Here is a 20,316-nt window from a genome sequence, read left to right on the forward strand (position 1 = left end):
TCTCAGGTGAGCGCCGCCGGGAAATCCAGTCCATAACCCGCAGCGGCCTCGCGCAGCATGGGCGCGATGGTCGGATGCAGGGCCACGCCTTGCGCCAGTTGCTCGGCGCGGCGCTGCATGCCCCGGTCTCCCGGCATGCGCACCTGGCCTACGCCGGGGCGCGGTGGATTGTCGCGGCAGGATTGCGCGATATGGTCCATCTGGCGCAGGAAGTCCTTTTCGCCACCGAAGGCCGAGGGATCGTAGAGCGACATGAACACGGTGGCCCCCCAGCCCGCTGGCGGATCGGCGCGGCCAAAGCCGGACAGGCCGCCGGTGAGCGCCTCGATCAGCACCGCCATGCCAAAGCCCTTGTGGCCAGCCGACAAGCCACCCAGCGGCAGGATGGTGCCCGGCGGCGTAGCCGCCAGCACGGCCGGATCGCGGCTGGGATTGCCCGCGCCGTCGATAAGCCACTCTTCCTCGAATTGCTTGCCGGCCTTGTGCAGGCGGTTGCTCATGCCATTGGTGGTGATCGAGGCCGAGATATCGACCAGGAAAGGCGTGCCCGAGGTCGGGATGCCGGCGGCTATCGGATTGGGCGTGAACACGGCGCGGGTGCCGCCGAACGGCGCCACGCTCTGCACGGCCGGATCGGAACTGGCCAGGATCATCATGAAGCCCTCCTGCGTGGCGCGCAGCAGGTAGGCGGCCAGGCAGGCGATGTGATGGCTGTGGTGGATGGTCAGCGAGGCCGTGCCATAGTCACGCGCCTTGGGGATCAGGGCATCGATGCCCTGGTGCACCAGCCACGGCCCCGGCAGGCGGCGGCCATCCCAGGCCAGCGCGGCGGCGCGTTCGGAGAGCACCTCGGGCTGCCCGGTCTTGGTCATGGCGCCCTTCTCCAGCTCCTTCACGTAGGGCGCCAGGAGCGCCAGGCCGTGGGTATCGTGGCCCAGCAGGTCGCCATCGACCAGGGTGGCGGCCACGCTGTCGGCCTTGTCGGCCTCCAGGCCGGCCTTCTGCAACAGGGTGGTGGCGAACAGACGCAGGGCGTCGGCGGAAAAGCGTTCGGCTACAGCCATGGAAACAACCTTCCTTTCGGGAACAGGAATGGGGGATGGGAATACGGCAAATCGGAAATCGGGAAGCGGTCTCTTGTCTCCGTTCTTGTCGGTATCTTGTCGGTGCATTCCGGTTTTCTCCGTCCCAGGCCTTTGTCAGCCATCAGGGAAACCGGTAATGTGGTCAGACCAGCTTGATTTAGAATTTCATATCAGATCGCAGGTGTCAAGGATGAAAGCTTCGCGTCAAACAATTCATCAATCACGCGCCGCAGCAAATTTCCGCCCCCTGACATCCCCCGCAAAGCCTTGCCCCGCCTGGGTCCTGGCCGATCTTGACCAAAAGGGCAATGTTGCACCAGCGACACCGCTGCCGCATCGGCAAACTCCCCGGAAAAAGCTGTCCCGCGATCTGGTATTACCACTTGACCAAACAAATCCGCCTGCAATAGACTCGCAGCCAATCGAACAAGTCACGTCGCATCAGCGGCCAGGCCAGCGTCACAAGACCGGCCCGGCTGCCAGCAGAACGGACGGCACAGACCCCGGTCGCTCCCCCTACGGTGGCGGCCCCAGGCAACGGAGACATTCCCTTGACATACGCAGCGATGAGTGCGAAGGGCAGGACCAGCGAGGGCTGGGCGCATAGCGCCGCAGCCGCCTCGGCCTCCAGCGTGCGCGCACGCCGCGCGCTGCATCGTGCTTCGTCGTTCGGGTCCCTGCTGGCCTTCCTGCTGATCGATTTTTCCCGCTATTTCTTTGACCAGGGCGACAGTCAACGCGCCCACCCGCGCGCATTCCCACTGACGGCCTGAGGCCGCTGGTGCGCATGCGCGCCTGGCAACACTGAACAGCACCGCAGGCGCCGTCGCCTGCGGCACATGGATTTGCGCGGACGCTGCCGGCACTGGCGCGCCCGCTGGGGAAACACACATGACTGACGACACCAAGAAACTCACCCGCCGCAGCCAGGCCTGGTTTGGCCGCCAGGACCGCGACGGTTTCATCTACCGCTCCTGGGTCAAGAACCGTGGCGTCCCGCACGACCAGTTCGATGGCCGTCCCGTGATCGGCATCTGCAATACCTATTCCGAACTCACGCCCTGCAACTCGCACTTCCGCGCCCTGGCCGAACAGGTCAAGATCGGCATCTGGGAAGCCGGCGGCTTCCCGCTGGAGTTCCCGGTGATGTCGCTGGGCGAGACCCTGCTGCGTCCCACCGCCATGCTCTACCGCAATCTCGCCAGCATGGACGTGGAAGAATCGATCCGCGCCAATCCGCTGGACGGCGTGGTGCTGCTGATGGGCTGCGACAAGACCACCCCGGCCCTGCTGATGGGTGCGGCCTCGGTGGACGTGCCGACCATCGGCGTCTCCGGCGGCCCCATGTTGTCGGGCAAGTACCGCGGTCGCGAACTGGGCTCGGGCACGGGTGTCTGGCAGATGTCGGAGGATGTGCGCGGCGGCAAGATGACCCAGGAAGAATTCTTCGAAGCCGAGAGCTGCATGCACCGCTCGCACGGTCACTGCATGACCATGGGCACCGCTTCCACCATGGCCAGCATGGTCGAGGCGCTGGGCGTGGGCCTGCCGCACAATGCCGCCATTCCCGCCGTGGATGCGCGCCGCAACGTGCTGGCCCGCAGTGCCGGCCGTCGCATCGTCGACATGGTCAAGGAAGACCTGGTGCTCTCCAAGATCCTGACCCGCCAGGCCTTCGAGAATGCGATTCGCGTCAATGCCGCCATCGGTGGTTCCACCAACGCGGTGATCCACTTGCTGGCCATCGCCGGCCGTATCGGCATCAAGCTGGACCTCAAGGACTGGGATGACATCGGCCAGCAACTGCCCTGCCTGGTGGACCTGCAACCATCGGGCAAATTCCTGATGGAAGACTTCTACTACGCCGGCGGCCTGCCAGCCGTGATCCGCCAGCTGGAAAGCGTGATCGACAAGACCGCCCTGACCGCCAACGGCCAGACCCTGTGGGAGAACTGCAAGGATGCGCCGAACTGGAATGCCGAAGTGATCCGCTCCTTCGACGAACCCTTCAAGGAAGCCGCCGGCATCGCCATCCTCAAGGGCAATCTGGCGCCGGACGGTGCCGTCATCAAGCCCTCGGCGGCCACCCCCGAACTGCTCAAGCATCGCGGCCGCGCCGTGGTCTTCGAAAACAGCGACGACCTGCACAAGCGCATCGACGACGAGAACCTGGATGTCGACGAGACCTGCGTGCTGGTGCTCAAGAACTGCGGCCCCAAGGGCTACCCCGGCATGGGCGAAGCGGGCAACATGCCGCTGCCACCGAAGATTTTGCGCAAGGGTATCACCGACATGGTGCGGGTGTCGGACGCCCGCATGAGCGGCACCGCCTACGGCACCGTGGTCTTGCACGTAGCCCCGGAAGCGGCTGCCGGCGGCCCGCTGGCGCTGGTGCAGAACGGCGACTTCATCGAACTCGATGTGGAAGCACGCCGCCTGCACCTGGACATCAGCGACGAAGAGCTGGAACGTCGCCGCGCCGCCTGGCAGAAGCCGGAACCACATTCCCAACGTGGCTGGGTCAAGCTCTACGTGGACCATGTGCAGCAGGCCAACCTCGGCGCCGACCTCGATTTCCTGGTCGGCAAGAGCGGCGCCTATGTGCCCAAGGATAACCACTGACGGCAAGCGCATAGATAGCAGCATAGACAGCAGCATCGGCAGTACCTCCGCGCGCTCCCGGGCGCGCGGGCATCAAACCCCTTTTGGATGAATCACGGCTGGATCGGACACCGCAACAACAGAAACAGAAACAACATCAGCATCTGCATCAGTCGTACCCGGGCGCGCCGGACAGCCACACAACAGGCGGCGGCGCGCCAGGAAGTAATTGCATCACGGTGGACCGAGACAACCATCATGGAGACGAGCAATGAAAGTACTGATTACCGATTACGATTTTCCCGACGTGGACCTGGAACTGGCGCTCTACAAGGCGGCCGGCGTCGAGGTCGTGACCGCGCAATGCCGCACCGAGGATGACGTCATCGCCGCATCGGCCGGTTGCCAGGGCCTGCTGGTGCAATATGCACCGGTGACGGCCAAGGTGTTCGCGGCGCGTCCCGAGATCCGCATCGCCAGCCGCTACGGCGCCGGCTTCGACACCATCAACACCGCCGACGCGGCACGCCACGGCGTATGGGTCGCCAATTCGCCCGACTATGGCGTGGGCGAGGTCGCCACCCATGCGCTGGCCATGGCACTGGACCTGATCCGCAACATCACCGTCTATGACCGCGCCGTGAAGGCCGGTGAATGGCACTACACCACGGCCGGCATCATCCCGCGCGCCTCTGATCTCACCATCGGCATCATCGGCCTGGGTCGCATCGGCAAGCGCATGGCGCATATCTCGCGCAATCTCTTCAAGCGCGTGATCGCCTATGACCCCTACATCATCGATGGCGACTTCCCGGCCTATGTCGAGCGTGTTGGCCGCGAAGACCTGTTCCGCCAGGCCGACGTGGTCTCGCTGCACACGCCGCTCAACGACGATACGCGCAACATGATCAACGCCGAGCTGCTTGGCCTGCTCAAGCCGCAAAGCTACCTGGTCAACTCGGCGCGGGGTGGCCTGGTCGATATCGATGCCCTGCTGGCCGCGCTCGACCAGGGCAGCCTCAAGGGCGCCGCGCTGGACGTGCTGCCGGTGGAGCCACCGCAGACCGCCTCGGCTATCGTCCAGCATCCGCGTGTGCTATTGTCGCCGCACGCGGCATTCTTCTCGGATGTCGCCGCGCGCGAGCTGCGCCGCAAGGCAGCCCAGAACCTGATCGACTGGGATCGCCAAGGCCGGCCGTCCTACGTGGTCGTCGAAGGCAAGAACAAATAATCAATAACGCCCGGTAACGGGACGCCAACGCAGCACCCTCGCCGGCCAGCCAGCCGGCGATGCATCAGTGTAGAAAAAAGGGGACGCCACAGATCCCCGCATGCCCGGTCCGGGCGTGATCAACAAAGTGCACAAAGCACGTTGTGTCTGGCTCCGCATGGAACCGGTTCCGCAGCGTCGATACGAGGATACACACGAGGAGCATTTGATGGCATCAGTACAGATCCGCGCAGTCAAGAAACAGTTCGGCAGCACCCAGATCATCCGGGGCGTCGATATCGATATCGCCGATGGCGAATTCACGGTCTTAGTCGGCCCTTCGGGCTGCGGCAAGTCGACACTGCTGCGCATGCTGGCCGGGCTGGAGGAAATCACCGGCGGCGAGATCCTCATCGGCGGCACCGTGGTCAACAACGTCCAGCCCAAGGACCGCGACATCGCCATGGTGTTCCAGAACTACGCGCTCTACCCGCACATGACGGTACGCGACAACATGGCCTTCTCGCTCACGCTGGCCAAGAAGGACAAGTCCTTCGTGGAAGAACGCGTCAAGAAGGCCGCCGACATCCTCGGCCTGAACCAGCTGCTGGAGCGCTATCCGCGCCAGCTCTCCGGCGGCCAGCGCCAGCGCGTGGCCATGGGCCGCGCCATCGTGCGTGATCCGCAGGTGTTCCTCTTCGACGAGCCGCTCTCCAACCTCGACGCCAAGCTGCGCGTGCAGATGCGCACCGAGATCAAGGAACTGCACCAGCGCCTGAAGACCACCTCCATCTACGTCACCCACGACCAGATCGAAGCCATGACCATGGCCGACCAGATCGTGGTCATGCGCGATGGCCTGGTGGAACAGCGCGGCCGTCCGCTGGACCTGTACGACCACCCCGCCAACCTGTTCGTGGCCGGCTTCATCGGCTCGCCGGCGATGAACTTCATCCCGGGCATCTTGCGCAAGAACGCCGCCGGCGCCGAGGTCGAGTTCGCCGACGGCACCCGCGTGCCCGCCCCCTACGGCAATGCACTGCAAGGCAGCGACGGCCAGAAGGTGACCTATGGCGTGCGCCCCGAACATCTCTCCATCGGCGCGGCCGGAGCAGGCATCACCACCAAGGTCATCGTGGTCGAACCCACCGGGGCCGACACGGAAGTGTTCAGCCGTTTCGGCGAGAGCCACCTGACCTCGATCTTCCGCGAACGCCACAATTTCAGTGCCGGCGACACCATCCACCTGGTCCCCGACCACAGCCGCACGCACCTCTTCGACGCCGAGTCTGGCAAGTCGCTGGCGGCGCGCTAGGCACGGCACTTCATCGCATCAGCAACACCAAGGCAACACAGCATCGCAGCATCAGAACAACAAGAGTCATCCGCAACACAGCGGTCCAATTCCACTTTCAACCGAAGGAGTAGGAGACATGAGCAAGCTGACAAGACGCGACTTCCTGGTAAGCAGTGCCGCCGCCGCAGCGGCCTCCGGCATGGGCATGAATGCCTTTGCCGCCGGTCCGGGCGCCGCCGGTGCCGACAGCATCAAGTACCCGATCGAACAAGGCGCGACCCTGCGCGTGCTGCGCTGGAAGCGCTTCGTGCAGGGTGACGAAGACCTGTGGAATGCCAACGTCAAGAAGTTCACCGAACTGACCGGCGTGGCCGTGCGCACCGACAGCGAAGGCTGGGAAGACGTGCGTCCCAAGTCGGCCGTGGCTGCCAACGTGGGCAGCGGTCCCGACATCGTGCTGGGCTGGTTCGACGACCCGCAGCAATATCCGACCAAGCTGATCGACATGACCGACCTGGCCGACTCGCTGGGCAAGCGCTATGGCGGCTGGTACGACGTCTGCCGCAAGTACGGCACCAAGGACGGCAAGTGGATCGCCCTGCCGCTGGGCGTGATCGGCAATGCCCTGGTCTATCGCGAAAGCCAGATCAAGGCGGCCGGCTTCGACGCCATCCCCAAGGACACCGCCGGCTTCCTCAAGCTGTGCCAGGCACTGAAGGCCAAGAACACCCCGGTCGGCTTCGCCCTGGGCAAGGCCGTGGGTGACGCCAACAACTGGGCGCACTGGCTGTTGTGGTCGCACGGCGGCAAGCTGGTGGACAAGAGCGGCAAGGTCTCGATCAACTCGCCCGAGACCCGCGCCGCGCTGGAATACGCCAAGCAGCTGTATGCCACCTTCGTGCCCGGCACCCTGTCCTGGCAGGATCCGTCCAACAACAAGGCCTACCTGGACGGCCAGATCAGCCTGACCGCCAACGGCATCTCGGTGTACTACGCGGCCAAGAACTCGCCCGACCCCAAGCTGCAGGAAATCGGCAAGGATACCCAGCACGCGCACTTCCCCATCGGCCCGGCCGGCAAGCCCACCGAGCTGATGCAGATCACGCAGATGATGGTGTTCAAGCACACCAAGTTCCCCAATGCTGCCAAGGCCTTCGTGCAGTTCATGTTCGAGCCGGACCAGTACAACCCATGGATGAAGGCTTCCATCGGCTACGTCAGCCAGCCGCTGAAGGCCTACGAGAAGAACCCGATCTGGACCGAAGACCCCAAGGCGACCGTCTACCGCGACTCGGCCGGGCTGATGCTGGACCACGGCCACGAAGGCCCGCTGGGACAAGCCTCGGCAGCCTGCATGGCGGACTACGTGGTGGTGGACATGGTGGCCGAGGCAGCCTCCGGCGCCAAGACCGTCCAGCAGGCCATCGACCGCGCTGCAGAACGCGCCAAGCGCTACTACAAGGCTTGATGCCGGCGGCATGATGTCCGGACGGCGCCGCGCCGGGTTCCCTCGGGACAGCGGGCAAGGGGCAGGTTGTCAGGGCCTGCCGACCTGGCACGGCGACGTCCGGGCATCACAAGAAGCGATCACCGTATCGGCCGCGGGCCTGTCCTGCGGCCATTTCATCGAGGCAAATCATGCTATCCCGATTCCTGAACAACCGTAACGTACTGGGCATGCTGTTCATGGCCCCGGCCGTGATCCTGCTGGTGGTGTTCCTCACCTACCCGCTGGGATTGGGCATCTGGCTGGGCTTCACCGACACCAAGATCGGTGGCGAAGGCAGCTTCGTCGGCCTGGACAACTACACCTACCTGGCCGGCGATTCGCTGGCGCTGCTGTCGCTGTTCAATACCGTGTTCTACACGGTCAGCGCCAGCATCCTCAAGTTCGCCCTGGGCCTGTGGCTGGCCATCCTGCTCAACAAGAACGTGCCGCTGAAGACCTTCTTCCGCGCCATCGTGCTGTTGCCCTGGATCGTGCCCACCGCCCTCTCGGCGCTGGCCTTCTGGTGGCTGTATGACGCGCAGTTCTCCGTCATCAGCTGGGCCCTGCACAAGATGGGCCTGATCGACAGCTACATCGACTTCCTGGGCGACCCGTGGAATGCGCGCTGGTCCACCGTCTTCGCCAACGTCTGGCGCGGCATCCCCTTCGTGGCGATCTCGTTGCTGGCGGGCCTGCAGACCATCTCGCCCTCGCTCTATGAGGCCGCGGCCATCGACGGCGCCACGCCCTGGCAGCAGTTCCGCCACGTCACCCTGCCGCTGCTGACCCCCATCATCGCGGTGGTGATGACTTTCTCGGTGCTGTTCACCTTCACCGACTTCCAGCTGATCTACGTGCTGACCCGCGGCGGTCCGCTGAACGCTACCCACCTGATGGCCACGCTGTCGTTCCAGCGGGCGATTCCGGGCGGTGCGCTGGGCGAAGGCGCGGCGCTGGCAACCTACATGATTCCCTTCCTGCTGGCAGCCATCATGTTCTCGTACTTCGGCCTGCAACGTCGCGGCTGGCAACAAGGAGGTGACAAATAATGGCCAAGAAAAAAGACGACCAGATGGAAACCCAGGGCATGGATTTCCTGCAATCGACCCCGCGTCGCTGGGTGACGATCTACATCCCGCTCTTGATCTTCCTGTTCGTATTGCTGTTCCCGTTCTACTGGATGGTGATCACCGCCTTCAAGCCGGACAATGAACTGCTCTCGCAATCGGGCAACCCGTTCTGGGTGATTGCCCCGACGCTGGCGCACTTCAAGAAGCTGCTGTTCGACACCCAGTACCCGGCCTGGCTGTTGAATACCGTGATCGTGTCGGTGGTCTCCACCTTCGCCTCGCTGGCGGCCAGCGTCTTTGCGGCCTATGCGATCGAGCGGCTGCGCTTCCAGGGGGCCAAGCAGGTCGGCCTGGGCATCTTCCTGGCCTACCTGATCCCGCCCTCGATCCTGTTCATCCCGCTGGCGGCGATCGTGTTCAAGCTGGGCCTGTTCGATACGCGCTGGGCGCTGATCCTGACCTACCCGACCTTCCTGATCCCGTTCTGCACGTGGCTGTTGATGGGTTACTTCCGCTCTATCCCGTATGAGCTGGAAGAATGCGCGCTGATCGACGGCGCCACGCGCTGGGAGATCCTGGTCAAGATCATCCTGCCGCTGGCGGTGCCGGGCCTGATCTCGGCGGGCATCTTCGCCTTCACGCTGTCGTGGAACGAGTTCATCTATGCGCTGACCTTCATTTCCTCCTCGGAGGTGAAGACGGTGCCGGTGGGGATCGTCACCGAACTGGTGGAAGGCGACGTCTACCACTGGGGCGCGCTGATGGCCGGCGCCCTGCTGGGCTCGCTGCCGGTGGCGGTGGTGTATTCGTTCTTCGTCGAGTATTACGTGTCGGGGATGACCGGGGCGGTGAAGGAGTAAAGCGCCGGAGCCGGTAGCGTCGCCCCAAAACAAAAACCCGGCGTCCTCGCGGACGCCGGGTTTTTCATTGCCGGTGACGGACGGATTGCCGTGTTACTGCTTGGCCAGCGGTACCACACCCGCCTCCACCGTCTTCTTCTCCGGCACCTGCTTGCGCACCTTGGCCACGTCAGACGCACTCACCGCCGACGCCTGGTTACCCCAGCTGCTGCGGATGAAGGTGACCACGTCGGCCACTTCCTGATCCGACAGGCGGCTGGCGAAGCCCGGCATGGCGAACTGCGTGGGCGCCTTGTGGGTCCAGGGCATCTCCGCGCCTTGCAGCACGATGCGGATCAGCGAGGCCGGGTTCTCGGCGTTGACCGTGGGCGACAGCGCCAGCGTCGGGAAGGTCTCGTCGTAACCCTTGCCGCTGCTGCGGTGGCAGGCCGCGCAGTTGTTCAGGAAGGCCATCGCTCCCGGACTCTGGTCGCTACCCTTGCGCAAGGCCTGGTGGGTCTTGTCGTCGTAGGCCAGGGCCGGCGTGCCGTCCTTGACCGGCTTCAGGGACTTCAGGTACTTGGCCATGGCCGACAGGTCTTCATCGGTCATGTGCTGGGTACTTTCCGCCACCACTTCAGCCATGCCGCCAAAGGCTGCAGAATGGCTGTTACGGCCGGTCTTGAGGAAGGCCACGATGTCGGCCTCGGTCCAGTTGCCCAAACCGTCACGGGCATCACCACGCAGGTTGTTGGCCAGATAGCCGTCGATCACACCACCCGAGAGGAACTGGGTGCTGTCGTCGCTCAGGGCCTTCTCCTGCATGCCGATGCCGCGCGGGGTGTGGCAGGCGCCGCAGTGACCCAGTCCTTCGACCAGATACTGGCCGCGCAGCAGCGGGCTGTTGTCCGCCACGCCATCCACGGCCACGGCAGGGGCGAACACCTTGCGCCAGATCGACAACGGCCAGCGCATCGACAACGGCCAGACGATGTCCACGCCATGGTTCGGCGTCGGCTCGGCCTTCACGCCATTCATGAAGTAGGCATACAGCGCCTTCACATCAGCCGGCTTGACCTTGGCGTAGGACGGATACGGCATGGCCGGGTACAGCGACGCGCCATCCTTGCGGATGCCGTGGCGCAGCGCGCGGTCGAAATCCTCCTCGCTGTAGTTGCCGATGCCGTTGTCCTTGTCCGGCGTGATGTTGGACGAGTACACCCGACCGATCGGCGTATCGATGGACAAGCCACCGGCAAAGGGCTTGCCGCCCTTGGCGGTGTGGCAGGCCACGCAGTCGCCGGCCTTGGCCAGGTACTCGCCACGCTGTACCAGTTGCTGGTCCGCGGACGCATTCTGCGCCGATGCCAGGGCAGCGGACAGCGTCATGATTGCCGCGCCAGCGGCGATGAAATAATGCTTGATCATGGTCGTTATCCTTATGCCTGAACCAGCGGGCCGGGGTTTTTCAGATACTGCTCGCGGATCGCCTTGGCCGAGTGATAGGCCAGCGCCGTGACCAGGCCGGTCGGGTTGTAGCCCATGTTCTGCGGGAAGGCGCAGGCCCCATACACGAACACGTTGGGGACATCCCAGCTTTGCAGATACTTGTTGACCACGCTGTTCTTGGGCGTGGTGCCCATGATCGCGCCACCGGTCAGGTGGGTCGACTGGTAGACGCGCGTGTCCCAGGACGAACCGGTCTTGCGGATGGCCTTGACCACCTTTTCCGGGTTCATCGCCTGGCCGACCTTTTCCATCTGGTCGCCGATGTAGGTCAGCATCTTGCCTTCGTTTTCCTTCCAGTTCAGGGTCATGCGCAACAGCGGCTGGCCGTTGGCATCCTTGTAGGTCGGGTCCAGCGACAGGTAGCAGTCGCGATAGGACATCACCGAACCGGAGATGCCGATGGTGAGGGTGCGCTGGTAGGCGTCCTGCACGCTGGCCTTCCATTCGGAGCCCCAGTTGGGGACCTTCTCGCCCGGCATGGTGCCGGCCTGCTTGATGGGACGACCGCCGTAGCGCACGTGACGGATCGAGGCGCCGCCGATGAAGCCCAGCGGACCGTGGTCGAACTGGTCGGCGTTGAGGTCATCCATGCCCACGCCGCCGGCACCGGTGCCGATGAAGGGGTTGAACTGGGTGCCCTTGGGCATGACCACGTTGATGCCGCCGTTGTACTGGTAGGCGAAGTTCTTGCCCACCACGCCTTCGCCGCTGATCGGGTCATACGGCTTGCCGATGCCGGACAGCAGCAGCAGGCGCACGTTGTGGGTCTGGAAGGCGGTCAGCAGCACCAGGTCGGCGGGCTGTTCCACTTCGCGACCCTGGGCGTCGATGTAGGTGACGCCGGTGGCGCGCTTGCCGGTGGCATCCAGGTTGACCTTGATCACCTGGGCCTTGGTACGCACCTCGAAGTTCTTGCGCTTCAACAGCACCGGCAGGATGGTGGTCTGCGGCGAGGCCTTGGAGTACATGTAGCAACCGTAGTTTTCGCAGAAGCCGCAGTAGTTACAGGGGCCGATGCGCACACCGTACGGGTTGGTAAAGGGTTGCGAGGCGTTGGCCGCGGGTGCCGGATACGGGTGGTAGCCGACATCGCGCATGGCCTTCTCGACCAGCGAAGCGCTGTACTGGTATTGCAGCGGCGGGGTCGGGAATTCGTCGGTGCGCTCGCCTTCCAGCGGGTTGCCGCCGGGGACGATCTTGCCCTTGAGGTTGCCGGCCTTGCCGGACACTGCCATGACTTTCTCGGAGAAGTCGTAGAACGGCTCCAGCTCCTTGTAGGTCACGCCGTGATCCTGGATGGTCATGTCCTCGGGGATGAATTTCTTGCCGTACTTCTGCTCGTGGTGGCTGCGCATTTCCAGCTCTTCGGGCAGGTTGCGGTACATCATGCCGTTCCAGTGGAAACCGGCACCGCCCACGCCATCACCCAGCAGGAAGGAACCGTGCTGGCGATAAGGCACGGCCACATCGGCCACGCCATAGCGAATGGTCACGGTCTCGCGCGAGAGATCCTGGAACAGCGCGCCACGCACCGAGTACTTCAGCTCGTCCACGGCCTTGGGATAGGGCGTGTCGGTATTGGTGTCGCGCATGTCGCCGCGTTCCAGCGCCAGCACGCTCAGGCCGGCCTCGGTGAGTTCCATGCCCATGATGGAACCGGTCCATCCCAGGCCGACCATCACCACATCTACTTTGTCTTTTTTGATAGCCATGATCAGCCCTTTTCTCCCAGAATCGACACAGGGCCGTATGGATATTTCACGTTGTATTGATCAACCCAGTCAGCGTAGTCGGCACGCGCACCCGGGAAGCCGACCATCTTCCAGCCACCCATCTTCTGGTTGCCGCCGTACATCGGATCAGCGAAATAGCCTTCCTTGGTATTGCCCAGCATGAAGCCGAAGAAGGTCTTGGCCGGCACGGTCTCGAACTGGACCTTGCCGCCTTCCATCATCTTCAGGACTTCCAGTTGCTTGGCCTTGTCGAGTTCGGCGAAGACCTTGCCGTGGTTCTTGCTGCACCAGTCGTTACAGGCGGCGATACCCTGGCGATAGATGTCGCGCGGCACCAGCGAGAGCTGATAGCCCAGTTCGGGCACGCTGTCGGGGTGGAAGGGGCCTTGCATGTACCACAGCTTGCCGGCGCCATAGGGCGTTTCCATCTGGCGGTCGATGAACTCGGGCACACCGGTTTCCAGGGCACCGGCGCCATACTGATCGGACGGGATGAGGTGGTCGACGGCGGCATTGATGAATGCCCATTCGGCCGCGTTGAAGTAGGTGGGGGTGTAGGCGCGGGGCTTGCCCGGCTCACTGCTATCGGCGATTGCCTGCTGGCTGACTGCGACTGCGGTGGCGCCGCCTAGCGTGGAAGCTGCTGGGACGATGGCCAATACCTGACGCAGGAAACGCCGCCTCGGCTCTTTATCTTGTGACATGACTATCCTTTGGACGGTGGGTGATGACGAGGAAACTACCCGGGCAGGACGGCCTTGCTGGTCGCGGGGATGCGACTACCCCTGCGACCAGCATGGACGCCTGCCTCTTCTTGTTATGGTGATGCGCCCTGCCCGCCGGCTCCTGGCGCCGGCGGGCAAGACAAACTGAATCGGACAACGCAGCAGCCTTAGGCCAATACCTCGCCGAAGAAGGCCTGCAGGGCCACCGCGGCGCGTTGCGCTGTCTGGCGGTGGTAATAGAATCCGGGGCTGTTGGCATCGGGATCCGTGAAGGAATGCCCGGCCAGGCCGTAGTTGACCAACTGCCAGTCGATCTTCAGGGCGTTCATCTCGTCGATGAAGCCATCGACCTTGTCACGCGGCACCGACGGATCCTGCACCCCATGCAAGACCAGTACCGCACCCTTGACCTGGCTGGTAGCCGGCGCCGGCGTATCGAGCGCGCCATGCAGCGAGACCGTGCCAGGTACCGCTGCGCCATCGCGCGCCAGTTCCAGGGCAGCGGTACCGCCGAAGCAGAACCCGCACACGCCGATCTTGCCAGCGACAACGCTGATCTTCTGCTGCTGGGCGAAGGCTGTCAACGCTGCATGCATGCGGCGGCGCAACTCGGCACGGTTCGTCTTCAATGCGGTGATGACGGCAATGGCTTCATCGGCCGTGGTCGGGCGCACCGCCCGGCCGAACACGTCGGCCACGAAGATGGCGTGCTGTGCGCCGACGGTGGTGGCGGCGATTTCCAGCGCCTGCTGGCGGATGCCGAAATAGTTGGGGACCGCCAATACCCCGGTGACGGGAGGCTGGGCCTTGTTGAACAGCAACACGTTTTCGTATTCGACGCCATCGACGTGGTGGATGATGGTCTCGATGGCGAGGTCGGCAGCGGCGATGCCGAGCTTTTCTGCGATGGCAGCGGTGTTCCAGGATGTGGACATTGAGGGTTGCTCCTTTGGTTGGCAAACGACGGCGTGGAGACCGGCGTCCAGGAAACTTTTAGATTGGCGCGACAGTTTCGACACAGCGATCTCCGTCACAACATGGCCGGGATCTCATCTGTATACAGACCGCAATGTTCGCACAAACAGTGCATTTCTGCAGGAGGTCATACCACTTGATGCAGAAAAAATGCGAGGCTGGCCCATACAATCCCCCTACAAGCCCCATGGACAAGAGCCCGGCTTGACTTTTTACTGCGAGCAATAGATTCTTTGCCCACCCCATCGGTAGCCTCATCCCCTCAAAAAACCTAGAAGAGCTTCCATGAACGATTCCCACGATCTCCCTGCGCAGCCTGAGCAAGCCATTCCTTCCGAGGCCGCGCCGCCGGCTTCCTTCTCCAGCGAATTCCGGGCAGCCCTGCCGGCCGGTCCCGAACCGTTCGCCTTCAGCGGACGCGGCTCGGAATACTTCCGCATCTGGATCGTCAACCTCCTGCTCTCACTGTTGACGTTGGGCATCTATTCGGCCTGGGCCAAGGTGCGCCGGCTGCGCTACTTCTATGGCAACACCTCGGTGGCGGGCAGCAGCTTTGACTATCACGGCAATCCCAAGGCGATTCTGAAGGGGCGCATCATCGCCGTGGTGTTGCTGGCAATCTATAACTTCGCCGGCGCCACCAGTCACCTGCTGGGGCTGCTGGCGGGCCTGGTGCTGGCCTTCGCCGGTCCCTGGCTGATCTGGCGCAGCCTGCAGTTCAAGCTCTACAACACCAGCTACCGCGGCATCCGCTTCGGCTTCGGTGGCAGCGCCGGTGGCGTGTTCAGGCACTTCTGGGCCTGGCCCATGCTGGGGGTGGTGTCGCTGGGCCTGCTGGCACCGCTGGCCTATCAGCGCTTCAAGCGCTACCAGCATGGCCAGACCCGCTTCGGTGCCACGCAGTTCAGCTTCCATGGCTCGGTCTGGGCGTTCTACAAGGCTTTCCTGGCCGGTGCCGGGCTGTGGCTGGCGGGCGTGCTGGTGCTCTTCTTCAGCCTGGGCGGCCTGGGCAGCCTGGCTTCGTTGCAGGTGGGTGGCCTGTACGGCCTGTTGCTGGTGCTGCTGCTCTACGGTTGGACCTTCACGGCTTTCCCGCTGCTGATGACGCTGCTGCAGAACCTGGTCTGGAACAGCACCCGCCTGGGCGAGCACCAGTTCCGCTCCACCATGCGCTGGCCGCGCGCGGTCTTCATCAGTGTGACCAACCTGCTGGGCATCGCCTGCACGCTGGGCCTGTACACCCCCTTCGCACAGATCCGCATGATGCGCTATCGCATCGAGTCGCTCACCCTGTTGCCCACCGGCAGCCTGGATGACTTCCTGGCGTCCAGCGAAGCGCACGGCTCGGCCACCAGCGAAGGCCTGGGCGACCTGCTCGACTTCGACCTGTCGATGTAAGCGCATGTCGATTGCCGCTTCCTATTTCGATGGCAAGACCTCGCGGCGTCACCAGGTGACGCTGCAGGTGGTCGACGCGGTCGCGCAGGTGCGCGGCGAGATCGAGCGCGATTGTCCGATCGCGCAACTGCATGTATCCGAGCGATTCAATCGTGCCGCGCGCAAGGTCAGCTTTCCCGATGGGGCTTACCTGGAGATCATCGATGGCCGCGCCTTCAGCACCCTGCTGCAGGAGACCGGCCATCGCGACGGACTGGTGGTGCGCCTGCAGCAGAACTGGCGCAGCACCATGGCGGCCTGCGCGGCGCTGATCGTGGTGGTGGTACTGAGTTATCTGTATCTGCTGCCGCTGGTGGCCAAGGGGGTGGCGGCGGCCTTGCCGGTGGCGGTCGACCGACAGATCGGCGCCGGTACGCTGGAGTTCCTCGACCATCATGTGCTGGCCCCCAGCGAGTTACCGCAACCGCGCCGTGACGCGATCACCAGCCGCTTCCGCGCCCTGACCACGCCACTGCCGGATGCACCGGACTACCAGATCGTCTTCCGCAAGAGCCGCATCGGTCCCAATGCCTTCGCCCTGCCCTCCGGCCAGATCGTGGTGACCGACGAGATCGTGCAACTGCTCGATGACGACGCTGCCCTCATGGGGGTGCTGGCGCATGAACTCGGGCATGTGCATCGGCGCCACCTGATGCGACGACTGATCCAGAGTTCGGCCATCGCGGCGACGGCCACGGTCCTGTTCGGCGACGTGTCGGCGGTGCTGGCCAACGTCCCCACAGTATTGCTGGACCTGAAATACTCGCGCGATATCGAACGCGAAGCCGACGACTATGCCATCGGCATGTTCCAGGCCAATGGTTTGCCGCGCCAGAAGCTGGCCATGGTGTTCGAGAAGCTGGAACAGAAGACCGGCGCCGATGGCGCCGTGCCGCCCTACCTCTCCAGCCATCCGGCCAACGAGGAACGCATCGCGCACATCCTCGACGCACGCTGATCCACCGTCAAAAAGGAAACAGCGTGCGCACCTGCGTCAATGAGGACAGCGCCTCCAGTTGCGCCAGCCGCTGACGGCCCTGCTCGTCATTGATGCCGCCATGATGCAGGCAAGCCAGGAACTTGGCCTCGCGCTGGGTCGCTGACAAGGGCTCGCGGGCCGCGCCACGTGCGGCATCACGCCGGCCCTGCAGCACCCGGCCATCCTGCAGGCGCAGCTCGACGCAAGCGCCTTCCGGTGCCCGCGCACGCAGCACCGGATCGTCCCAGCGGCCATCGCTGCGCATCGAGACCCGCGTCATCAATGCCCGCAGACGTGGCTCGCCGATCACCTCCGGCACCAGATGCGCCAGCGCCGGTCCATCCAGGAGCAAGGCTGCGGCTATCGCGAAGGGCATGCTGAACTGCGCCTGCTGGGGTGTCAGCGGCTGGTCGTGGATCAGGTTGGCGATCACGATGGGCGGCACGTCGCAGCAGATGGCCGCAATCTCGTCCACGGCAATACCGTGTTGCCGCACCAGATCCATCACCACATCGACGGCCGCATGCGAGGACATGCACACCGGGATGCGCTTGACGTCCAGGCCCGGGTCTTCCAGTGTCCAGCGCCGGCCCAGTGCATCGAAAACGCTGGCATCGAAATGCCCTTCGTTGAACAGGCTGGCCAGGCCATAGCGATGCTCCAGTGCATCCAGCGGGCCGCTGGCACCGGCCTGCGCCAGCAAGGCTGCACTGACGCCCGCCTCGGCCGCGCGCCCCGCCAGGCAAGCCTTGGCGTCGCTGCCGAAGCAGGCCTTGAGCCCCGCCGCGCCCGCCACCGCCAGGCCCAGGGCCGCTGCGGTCTGCGCCGCATCCAGCTGCAGCAGCCGGGCGGCGGCGGCGCAGGCGCCCACCGGCCCCAGCACGCCGCTGCTCCACCAGCCGCGCTGGTAAAGCACATTGGCCGTCGCCAGGCCAAGTGTGTACTGGCATTCAGCCCCGACCACCAGCGCCGCCAGCAAGGCCGCGCCATCGGCATCGACCTGCTGGGCGACAGCCAGTGCCGCCGGGACGATGACTGCCGAGCCATGGACGAAACCGGCATAGCAGTTGTCATCGAAATCCAGCGCATGCGCGGCCACGCCGTTGACCATGGCCGCCTGGCGCGCATCGCTGCGCTGGGCCGTCCCGGCCAAGCCGCACGGACCGGTGCTGCCCGTGCTGTTACCCACCAACGCCCGCGCATGCGCGCTGACCGGCACCATGGCACCGGCCGTCATCACGCCCAGCGTATCGATGAGACTATGGCGGGCGATCTCGCCGATATGCGCCGGAATCTCACCCGGCGCCAGCTCGACCAGCCAGCGCGCCATCCTGGTGATGGCGCTGTCTTCCAGGATCGCCGCCATCAATCGGGCAACTGGCCGGCCGGCGCGCCCAGCCAGGTCTGCGAGAACTTGTCGATGGTGCCATCGGTGCGCGCTTCGCGGATGATCATGTTGATCTTGGCCAGCAGCGTCGATTCCCCCTTGGGCAGGGCCACGTAGCAGGGTGCATTGGCCAGGATCACCTTCAGCTCCATGTCCAGCGAGGGATTCATTTTCTGCAGCGCCGCCGCGACGGTAGTGCCGGTGGCAAACATCTGCACCTGTCCGGCCAAGAAGGCCGACAACGTGGAATTGTTGTCCTCGAAGCGCTTGACGACGGCGCCGGGGGCCATCTGTTCCAGTTCCTGGTCCTGCATCGAGCCCCGGGTGACCGAGACGGTCTTGCCGTTGAGTTCGGCAAAGCTGGTGGCCTTGACCTTCTTGGTGCCGAACACCGCATCGAAGAACGGCGCATAGGCGATGCTGAAGTCGACCACCTTGGCGCGCTCGGCGGTCTTGCCCAGCGACGAGATGGTGATATCGGCCTTGTTGGTCTGCAGGTAGGCGATACGGTTGGGCGCGGTCACGGGAATCAGTTCCACCTTCACGCCCAGCTTCTTGCCGATCAGCGTGGCCATGTCGATATCGTAGCCGCGCGGCGTCATGTCGGTGCCGACCGAGCCATAGGGCGCGTAGTCGGTCGGCACCGCCACGCGGATAGCCTTGCGCGACATGATGGTGTTGTAGAGATCATCGGCGTGGGCGGGCGTGTTGGCCAGGGTCAGGACCAGGCCGGCCGTGAGGGTGAACAATCCGAGCAGGGAGCGGCGTTGCATGGAAAACCTTTCTGGAGCCGGGGCTCCGTTCAATCGCATCAAGGGTTGAGTCGAGATGGCGGGACCAATGGCCCCTGCAGCCTGTTGCGGCTTGCGTGTTATCGGTCGCATGTCTCGCGCATGCGCCGCTCCGGTAAGTTCTGCTGTGGGTACTGCTGTCGTCAGCGACCCTTGTCTGTGCTGCTCTTGCGGCTGCGGGCGCGGGGTTCCAGGGCCACGGCTTCATCGGCCTGCGTGCCCCACCACTCCCCCACACCCCAGAGTTTTTTCTCGGTATCGGCGATCTGTGACTTGATGTCGATCCTGGCGGTGGCCGCCATCAATGCGGCCAGGATTTCGGCCACCAGGAAGGCCGGCAAGAGCGTGTCGAAGAAGGACGGGCCCTTGCTGGGCACCACGATGGCCTCGGTGGCGATACGCGCCATGGGCGAGCTGGCACTGTCGGTGATGACCACCAGCTTCACGCCGGCCCGCTCCAGGTGCGTGGCGATGGCCATGGCGCGGCGCGAATGCGGCGCCATGCTGCAGATCAGGGCAACATCGCGCGAGGACGGCTGGTGCATGATCTTCATGATGCCGCTCTCGCCGGCGCCATCGACCAGCGTGACATTGCGCGCAAAGAACTCGCACACATGCGCGAACTGGAAGGCCACCGGGAAGGAACCGCGCAAGCCCAGGCAATAGATCTCGCGCGCCGAGGACAGCAGCCTGGACGCGCGCACGATGGCGGCCATGGCCTCGCCATCGGCCAGCGAAGCGACCTGGGACTGGGCCTTGTGCACCATGTCGGCGGCCAGCGCGGCTTCGCCGATGCGCTGGTGCAACTCCACCAGCCCCTGCGCGCGTGAACCGAATTCGTTGCCACGTGCGCGCAGGCTGGCCTTGAACACATCGCGCACGGCGTCGTAGCCCTCCAGGTCCAGGGCCTTGGCAAAGCGCGTCATGGTGGACGGCGGCACCTCGGCCAGCCTGGCCTGCTCGCGCATGGACAGCACCGCCACCTCATGCGGATGATCCAGCACGAAGGCCGCCACCTGACGCACCTGGCGCGGCAGATGATCGAAACGCTGCTTGATCAGGGCGGTCAACTGGGGCTGGCTTGGTGCTTGCACGATGGCCTCGGTGGCGGGATGACACCCTGTCTTCAGCAACATGTGTGCCAATCGACTGGGCAAACGATTCAAATGAATCATTTCCGTACTGCCTG

17 protein-coding genes are annotated in these 20,316 nt (G+C 64.3%); 9 read left to right on the forward strand and 8 right to left on the reverse strand.

The window, feature by feature from the left end; translation table 11 throughout:
* Window positions 1-2: 2 nt before the first annotated feature.
* Window positions 3-1,064 carry an Ldh family oxidoreductase gene (locus ACIPHN_RS06920; RefSeq protein ID WP_400434571.1) on the reverse strand — a complete coding sequence of 354 codons (1,062 nt, stop codon included), beginning with the start codon at window positions 1,062-1,064 and terminating at the stop codon, window positions 3-5.
* 572 nt (window positions 1,065-1,636) lie between these two features.
* Here ACIPHN_RS06920 and ACIPHN_RS06925 point away from each other — a divergent pair.
* From ACIPHN_RS06925 to ACIPHN_RS06955, 7 genes are all read left to right on the forward strand, one after another.
* Complete coding sequence (locus tag ACIPHN_RS06925) at window positions 1,637-1,858, forward strand: hypothetical protein (RefSeq protein WP_400434573.1); 222 nt, start codon at window positions 1,637-1,639, stop codon at window positions 1,856-1,858.
* A 118-nt stretch (window positions 1,859-1,976) separates the two neighbouring features.
* Window positions 1,977-3,707, forward strand: coding sequence for an IlvD/Edd family dehydratase (locus ACIPHN_RS06930; RefSeq protein WP_400434575.1), 1,731 nt, complete (start codon window positions 1,977-1,979; stop codon window positions 3,705-3,707).
* A 250-nt stretch (window positions 3,708-3,957) separates the two neighbouring features.
* Entirely contained in the window at window positions 3,958-4,917 is a 960-nt protein-coding gene (locus tag ACIPHN_RS06935; RefSeq protein WP_400434577.1) for a C-terminal binding protein, read from the forward strand.
* 208 nt (window positions 4,918-5,125) lie between these two features.
* The gene (locus ACIPHN_RS06940; RefSeq protein ID WP_400434579.1) at window positions 5,126-6,211 is read left to right on the forward strand and encodes an ABC transporter ATP-binding protein; all 1,086 of its coding nucleotides are present in this window, start codon (window positions 5,126-5,128) and stop codon (window positions 6,209-6,211) included.
* A 118-nt stretch (window positions 6,212-6,329) separates the two neighbouring features.
* Window positions 6,330-7,661, forward strand: coding sequence for an ABC transporter substrate-binding protein (locus tag ACIPHN_RS06945; protein WP_400434581.1), 1,332 nt, complete (start codon window positions 6,330-6,332; stop codon window positions 7,659-7,661).
* A gap of 170 nt (window positions 7,662-7,831) precedes the next feature.
* Window positions 7,832-8,731: a carbohydrate ABC transporter permease gene (locus ACIPHN_RS06950; RefSeq protein WP_400434583.1), complete on the forward strand. Its 900-nt coding sequence runs from the start codon at window positions 7,832-7,834 to the stop codon at window positions 8,729-8,731.
* The gene (locus tag ACIPHN_RS06955) at window positions 8,731-9,612 is read left to right on the forward strand and encodes a carbohydrate ABC transporter permease (protein ID WP_400434585.1); all 882 of its coding nucleotides are present in this window, start codon (window positions 8,731-8,733) and stop codon (window positions 9,610-9,612) included. The genes ACIPHN_RS06950 and ACIPHN_RS06955 overlap by 1 nt, the downstream gene beginning before the upstream one ends.
* 93 nt (window positions 9,613-9,705) lie before the next feature.
* Here ACIPHN_RS06955 and ACIPHN_RS06960 read toward each other — a convergent pair whose 3' ends face one another.
* From ACIPHN_RS06960 to ACIPHN_RS06975, 4 genes are all read right to left on the reverse strand, one after another.
* Window positions 9,706-11,019, reverse strand: coding sequence for a c-type cytochrome (locus tag ACIPHN_RS06960; protein ID WP_400434587.1), 1,314 nt, complete (start codon window positions 11,017-11,019; stop codon window positions 9,706-9,708).
* 11 nt (window positions 11,020-11,030) lie between these two features.
* Window positions 11,031-12,812, reverse strand: a complete 1,782-nt coding sequence (locus tag ACIPHN_RS06965; RefSeq protein ID WP_400434589.1) for a GMC family oxidoreductase — start codon at window positions 12,810-12,812, stop codon at window positions 11,031-11,033.
* Between the two features lie 2 nt (window positions 12,813-12,814).
* Complete coding sequence (locus ACIPHN_RS06970) at window positions 12,815-13,537, reverse strand: gluconate 2-dehydrogenase subunit 3 family protein (RefSeq protein WP_400434591.1); 723 nt, start codon at window positions 13,535-13,537, stop codon at window positions 12,815-12,817.
* Between the two features lie 188 nt (window positions 13,538-13,725).
* Window positions 13,726-14,493 carry a dienelactone hydrolase family protein gene (locus ACIPHN_RS06975; protein WP_400434593.1) on the reverse strand — a complete coding sequence of 256 codons (768 nt, stop codon included), beginning with the start codon at window positions 14,491-14,493 and terminating at the stop codon, window positions 13,726-13,728.
* A 325-nt stretch (window positions 14,494-14,818) separates the two neighbouring features.
* Between ACIPHN_RS06975 and ACIPHN_RS06980 the strand changes: the two genes are divergently transcribed.
* A complete protein-coding gene (locus tag ACIPHN_RS06980) occupies window positions 14,819-15,931 on the forward strand; it encodes a YjgN family protein (RefSeq protein WP_400434595.1) in 1,113 nt (370 codons plus the stop codon).
* Between the two features lie 4 nt (window positions 15,932-15,935).
* Window positions 15,936-16,928 carry a M48 family metallopeptidase gene (locus tag ACIPHN_RS06985; protein ID WP_400434597.1) on the forward strand — a complete coding sequence of 331 codons (993 nt, stop codon included), beginning with the start codon at window positions 15,936-15,938 and terminating at the stop codon, window positions 16,926-16,928.
* A 7-nt stretch (window positions 16,929-16,935) separates the two neighbouring features.
* Here the strand turns inward: ACIPHN_RS06985 and ACIPHN_RS06990 are convergent, their stop codons facing one another.
* The 3 genes from ACIPHN_RS06990 to ACIPHN_RS07000 all read right to left on the reverse strand — a co-directional run bounded on the left by ACIPHN_RS06990 (window position 16,936) and on the right by ACIPHN_RS07000 (window position 20,263).
* Complete coding sequence (locus ACIPHN_RS06990; RefSeq protein ID WP_400434599.1) at window positions 16,936-18,315, reverse strand: MmgE/PrpD family protein; 1,380 nt, start codon at window positions 18,313-18,315, stop codon at window positions 16,936-16,938.
* Window positions 18,315-19,109 (reverse strand): transporter substrate-binding domain-containing protein, encoded by a 795-nt coding sequence (locus ACIPHN_RS06995; protein ID WP_400434601.1) that lies wholly within the window; start codon window positions 19,107-19,109, stop codon window positions 18,315-18,317. Before ACIPHN_RS06995 ends, ACIPHN_RS06990 begins: the two co-directional genes overlap by 1 nt.
* Before the next feature lie 161 nt (window positions 19,110-19,270).
* Window positions 19,271-20,263, reverse strand: a complete 993-nt coding sequence (locus ACIPHN_RS07000) for a MurR/RpiR family transcriptional regulator (protein WP_400434603.1) — start codon at window positions 20,261-20,263, stop codon at window positions 19,271-19,273.
* Between the last annotated feature and the right edge of the window lie 53 nt (window positions 20,264-20,316).

Origin of the sequence: Herbaspirillum sp. NPDC087042 (genome assembly GCF_044745245.1) — a bacterium.
Taxonomy (GTDB): Bacteria; Pseudomonadota; Gammaproteobacteria; order Burkholderiales; family Burkholderiaceae_D; genus Herbaspirillum.

Coding starts and splice junctions, on each gene's coding strand:
- ACIPHN_RS07000 (WP_400434603.1), bottom strand. CDS start 20,263: ATGTTGCTGAAGACAGGGTGTCATCCCGCCACCGAGGCCATCGTGCAA.
- ACIPHN_RS06920 (WP_400434571.1), bottom strand. CDS start 1,064: ATGGCTGTAGCCGAACGCTTTTCCGCCGACGCCCTGCGTCTGTTCGCC.
- ACIPHN_RS06940 (WP_400434579.1), top strand. CDS start 5,126: ATGGCATCAGTACAGATCCGCGCAGTCAAGAAACAGTTCGGCAGCACC.
- ACIPHN_RS06950 (WP_400434583.1), top strand. CDS start 7,832: ATGCTATCCCGATTCCTGAACAACCGTAACGTACTGGGCATGCTGTTC.
- ACIPHN_RS06935 (WP_400434577.1), top strand. CDS start 3,958: ATGAAAGTACTGATTACCGATTACGATTTTCCCGACGTGGACCTGGAA.
- ACIPHN_RS06975 (WP_400434593.1), bottom strand. CDS start 14,493: ATGTCCACATCCTGGAACACCGCTGCCATCGCAGAAAAGCTCGGCATC.
- ACIPHN_RS06995 (WP_400434601.1), bottom strand. CDS start 19,109: ATGCAACGCCGCTCCCTGCTCGGATTGTTCACCCTCACGGCCGGCCTG.
- ACIPHN_RS06930 (WP_400434575.1), top strand. CDS start 1,977: ATGACTGACGACACCAAGAAACTCACCCGCCGCAGCCAGGCCTGGTTT.
- ACIPHN_RS06990 (WP_400434599.1), bottom strand. CDS start 18,315: ATGGCGGCGATCCTGGAAGACAGCGCCATCACCAGGATGGCGCGCTGG.
- ACIPHN_RS06980 (WP_400434595.1), top strand. CDS start 14,819: ATGAACGATTCCCACGATCTCCCTGCGCAGCCTGAGCAAGCCATTCCT.
- ACIPHN_RS06970 (WP_400434591.1), bottom strand. CDS start 13,537: ATGTCACAAGATAAAGAGCCGAGGCGGCGTTTCCTGCGTCAGGTATTG.
- ACIPHN_RS06955 (WP_400434585.1), top strand. CDS start 8,731: ATGGCCAAGAAAAAAGACGACCAGATGGAAACCCAGGGCATGGATTTC.
- ACIPHN_RS06965 (WP_400434589.1), bottom strand. CDS start 12,812: ATGGCTATCAAAAAAGACAAAGTAGATGTGGTGATGGTCGGCCTGGGA.
- ACIPHN_RS06960 (WP_400434587.1), bottom strand. CDS start 11,019: ATGATCAAGCATTATTTCATCGCCGCTGGCGCGGCAATCATGACGCTG.
- ACIPHN_RS06985 (WP_400434597.1), top strand. CDS start 15,936: ATGTCGATTGCCGCTTCCTATTTCGATGGCAAGACCTCGCGGCGTCAC.
- ACIPHN_RS06945 (WP_400434581.1), top strand. CDS start 6,330: ATGAGCAAGCTGACAAGACGCGACTTCCTGGTAAGCAGTGCCGCCGCC.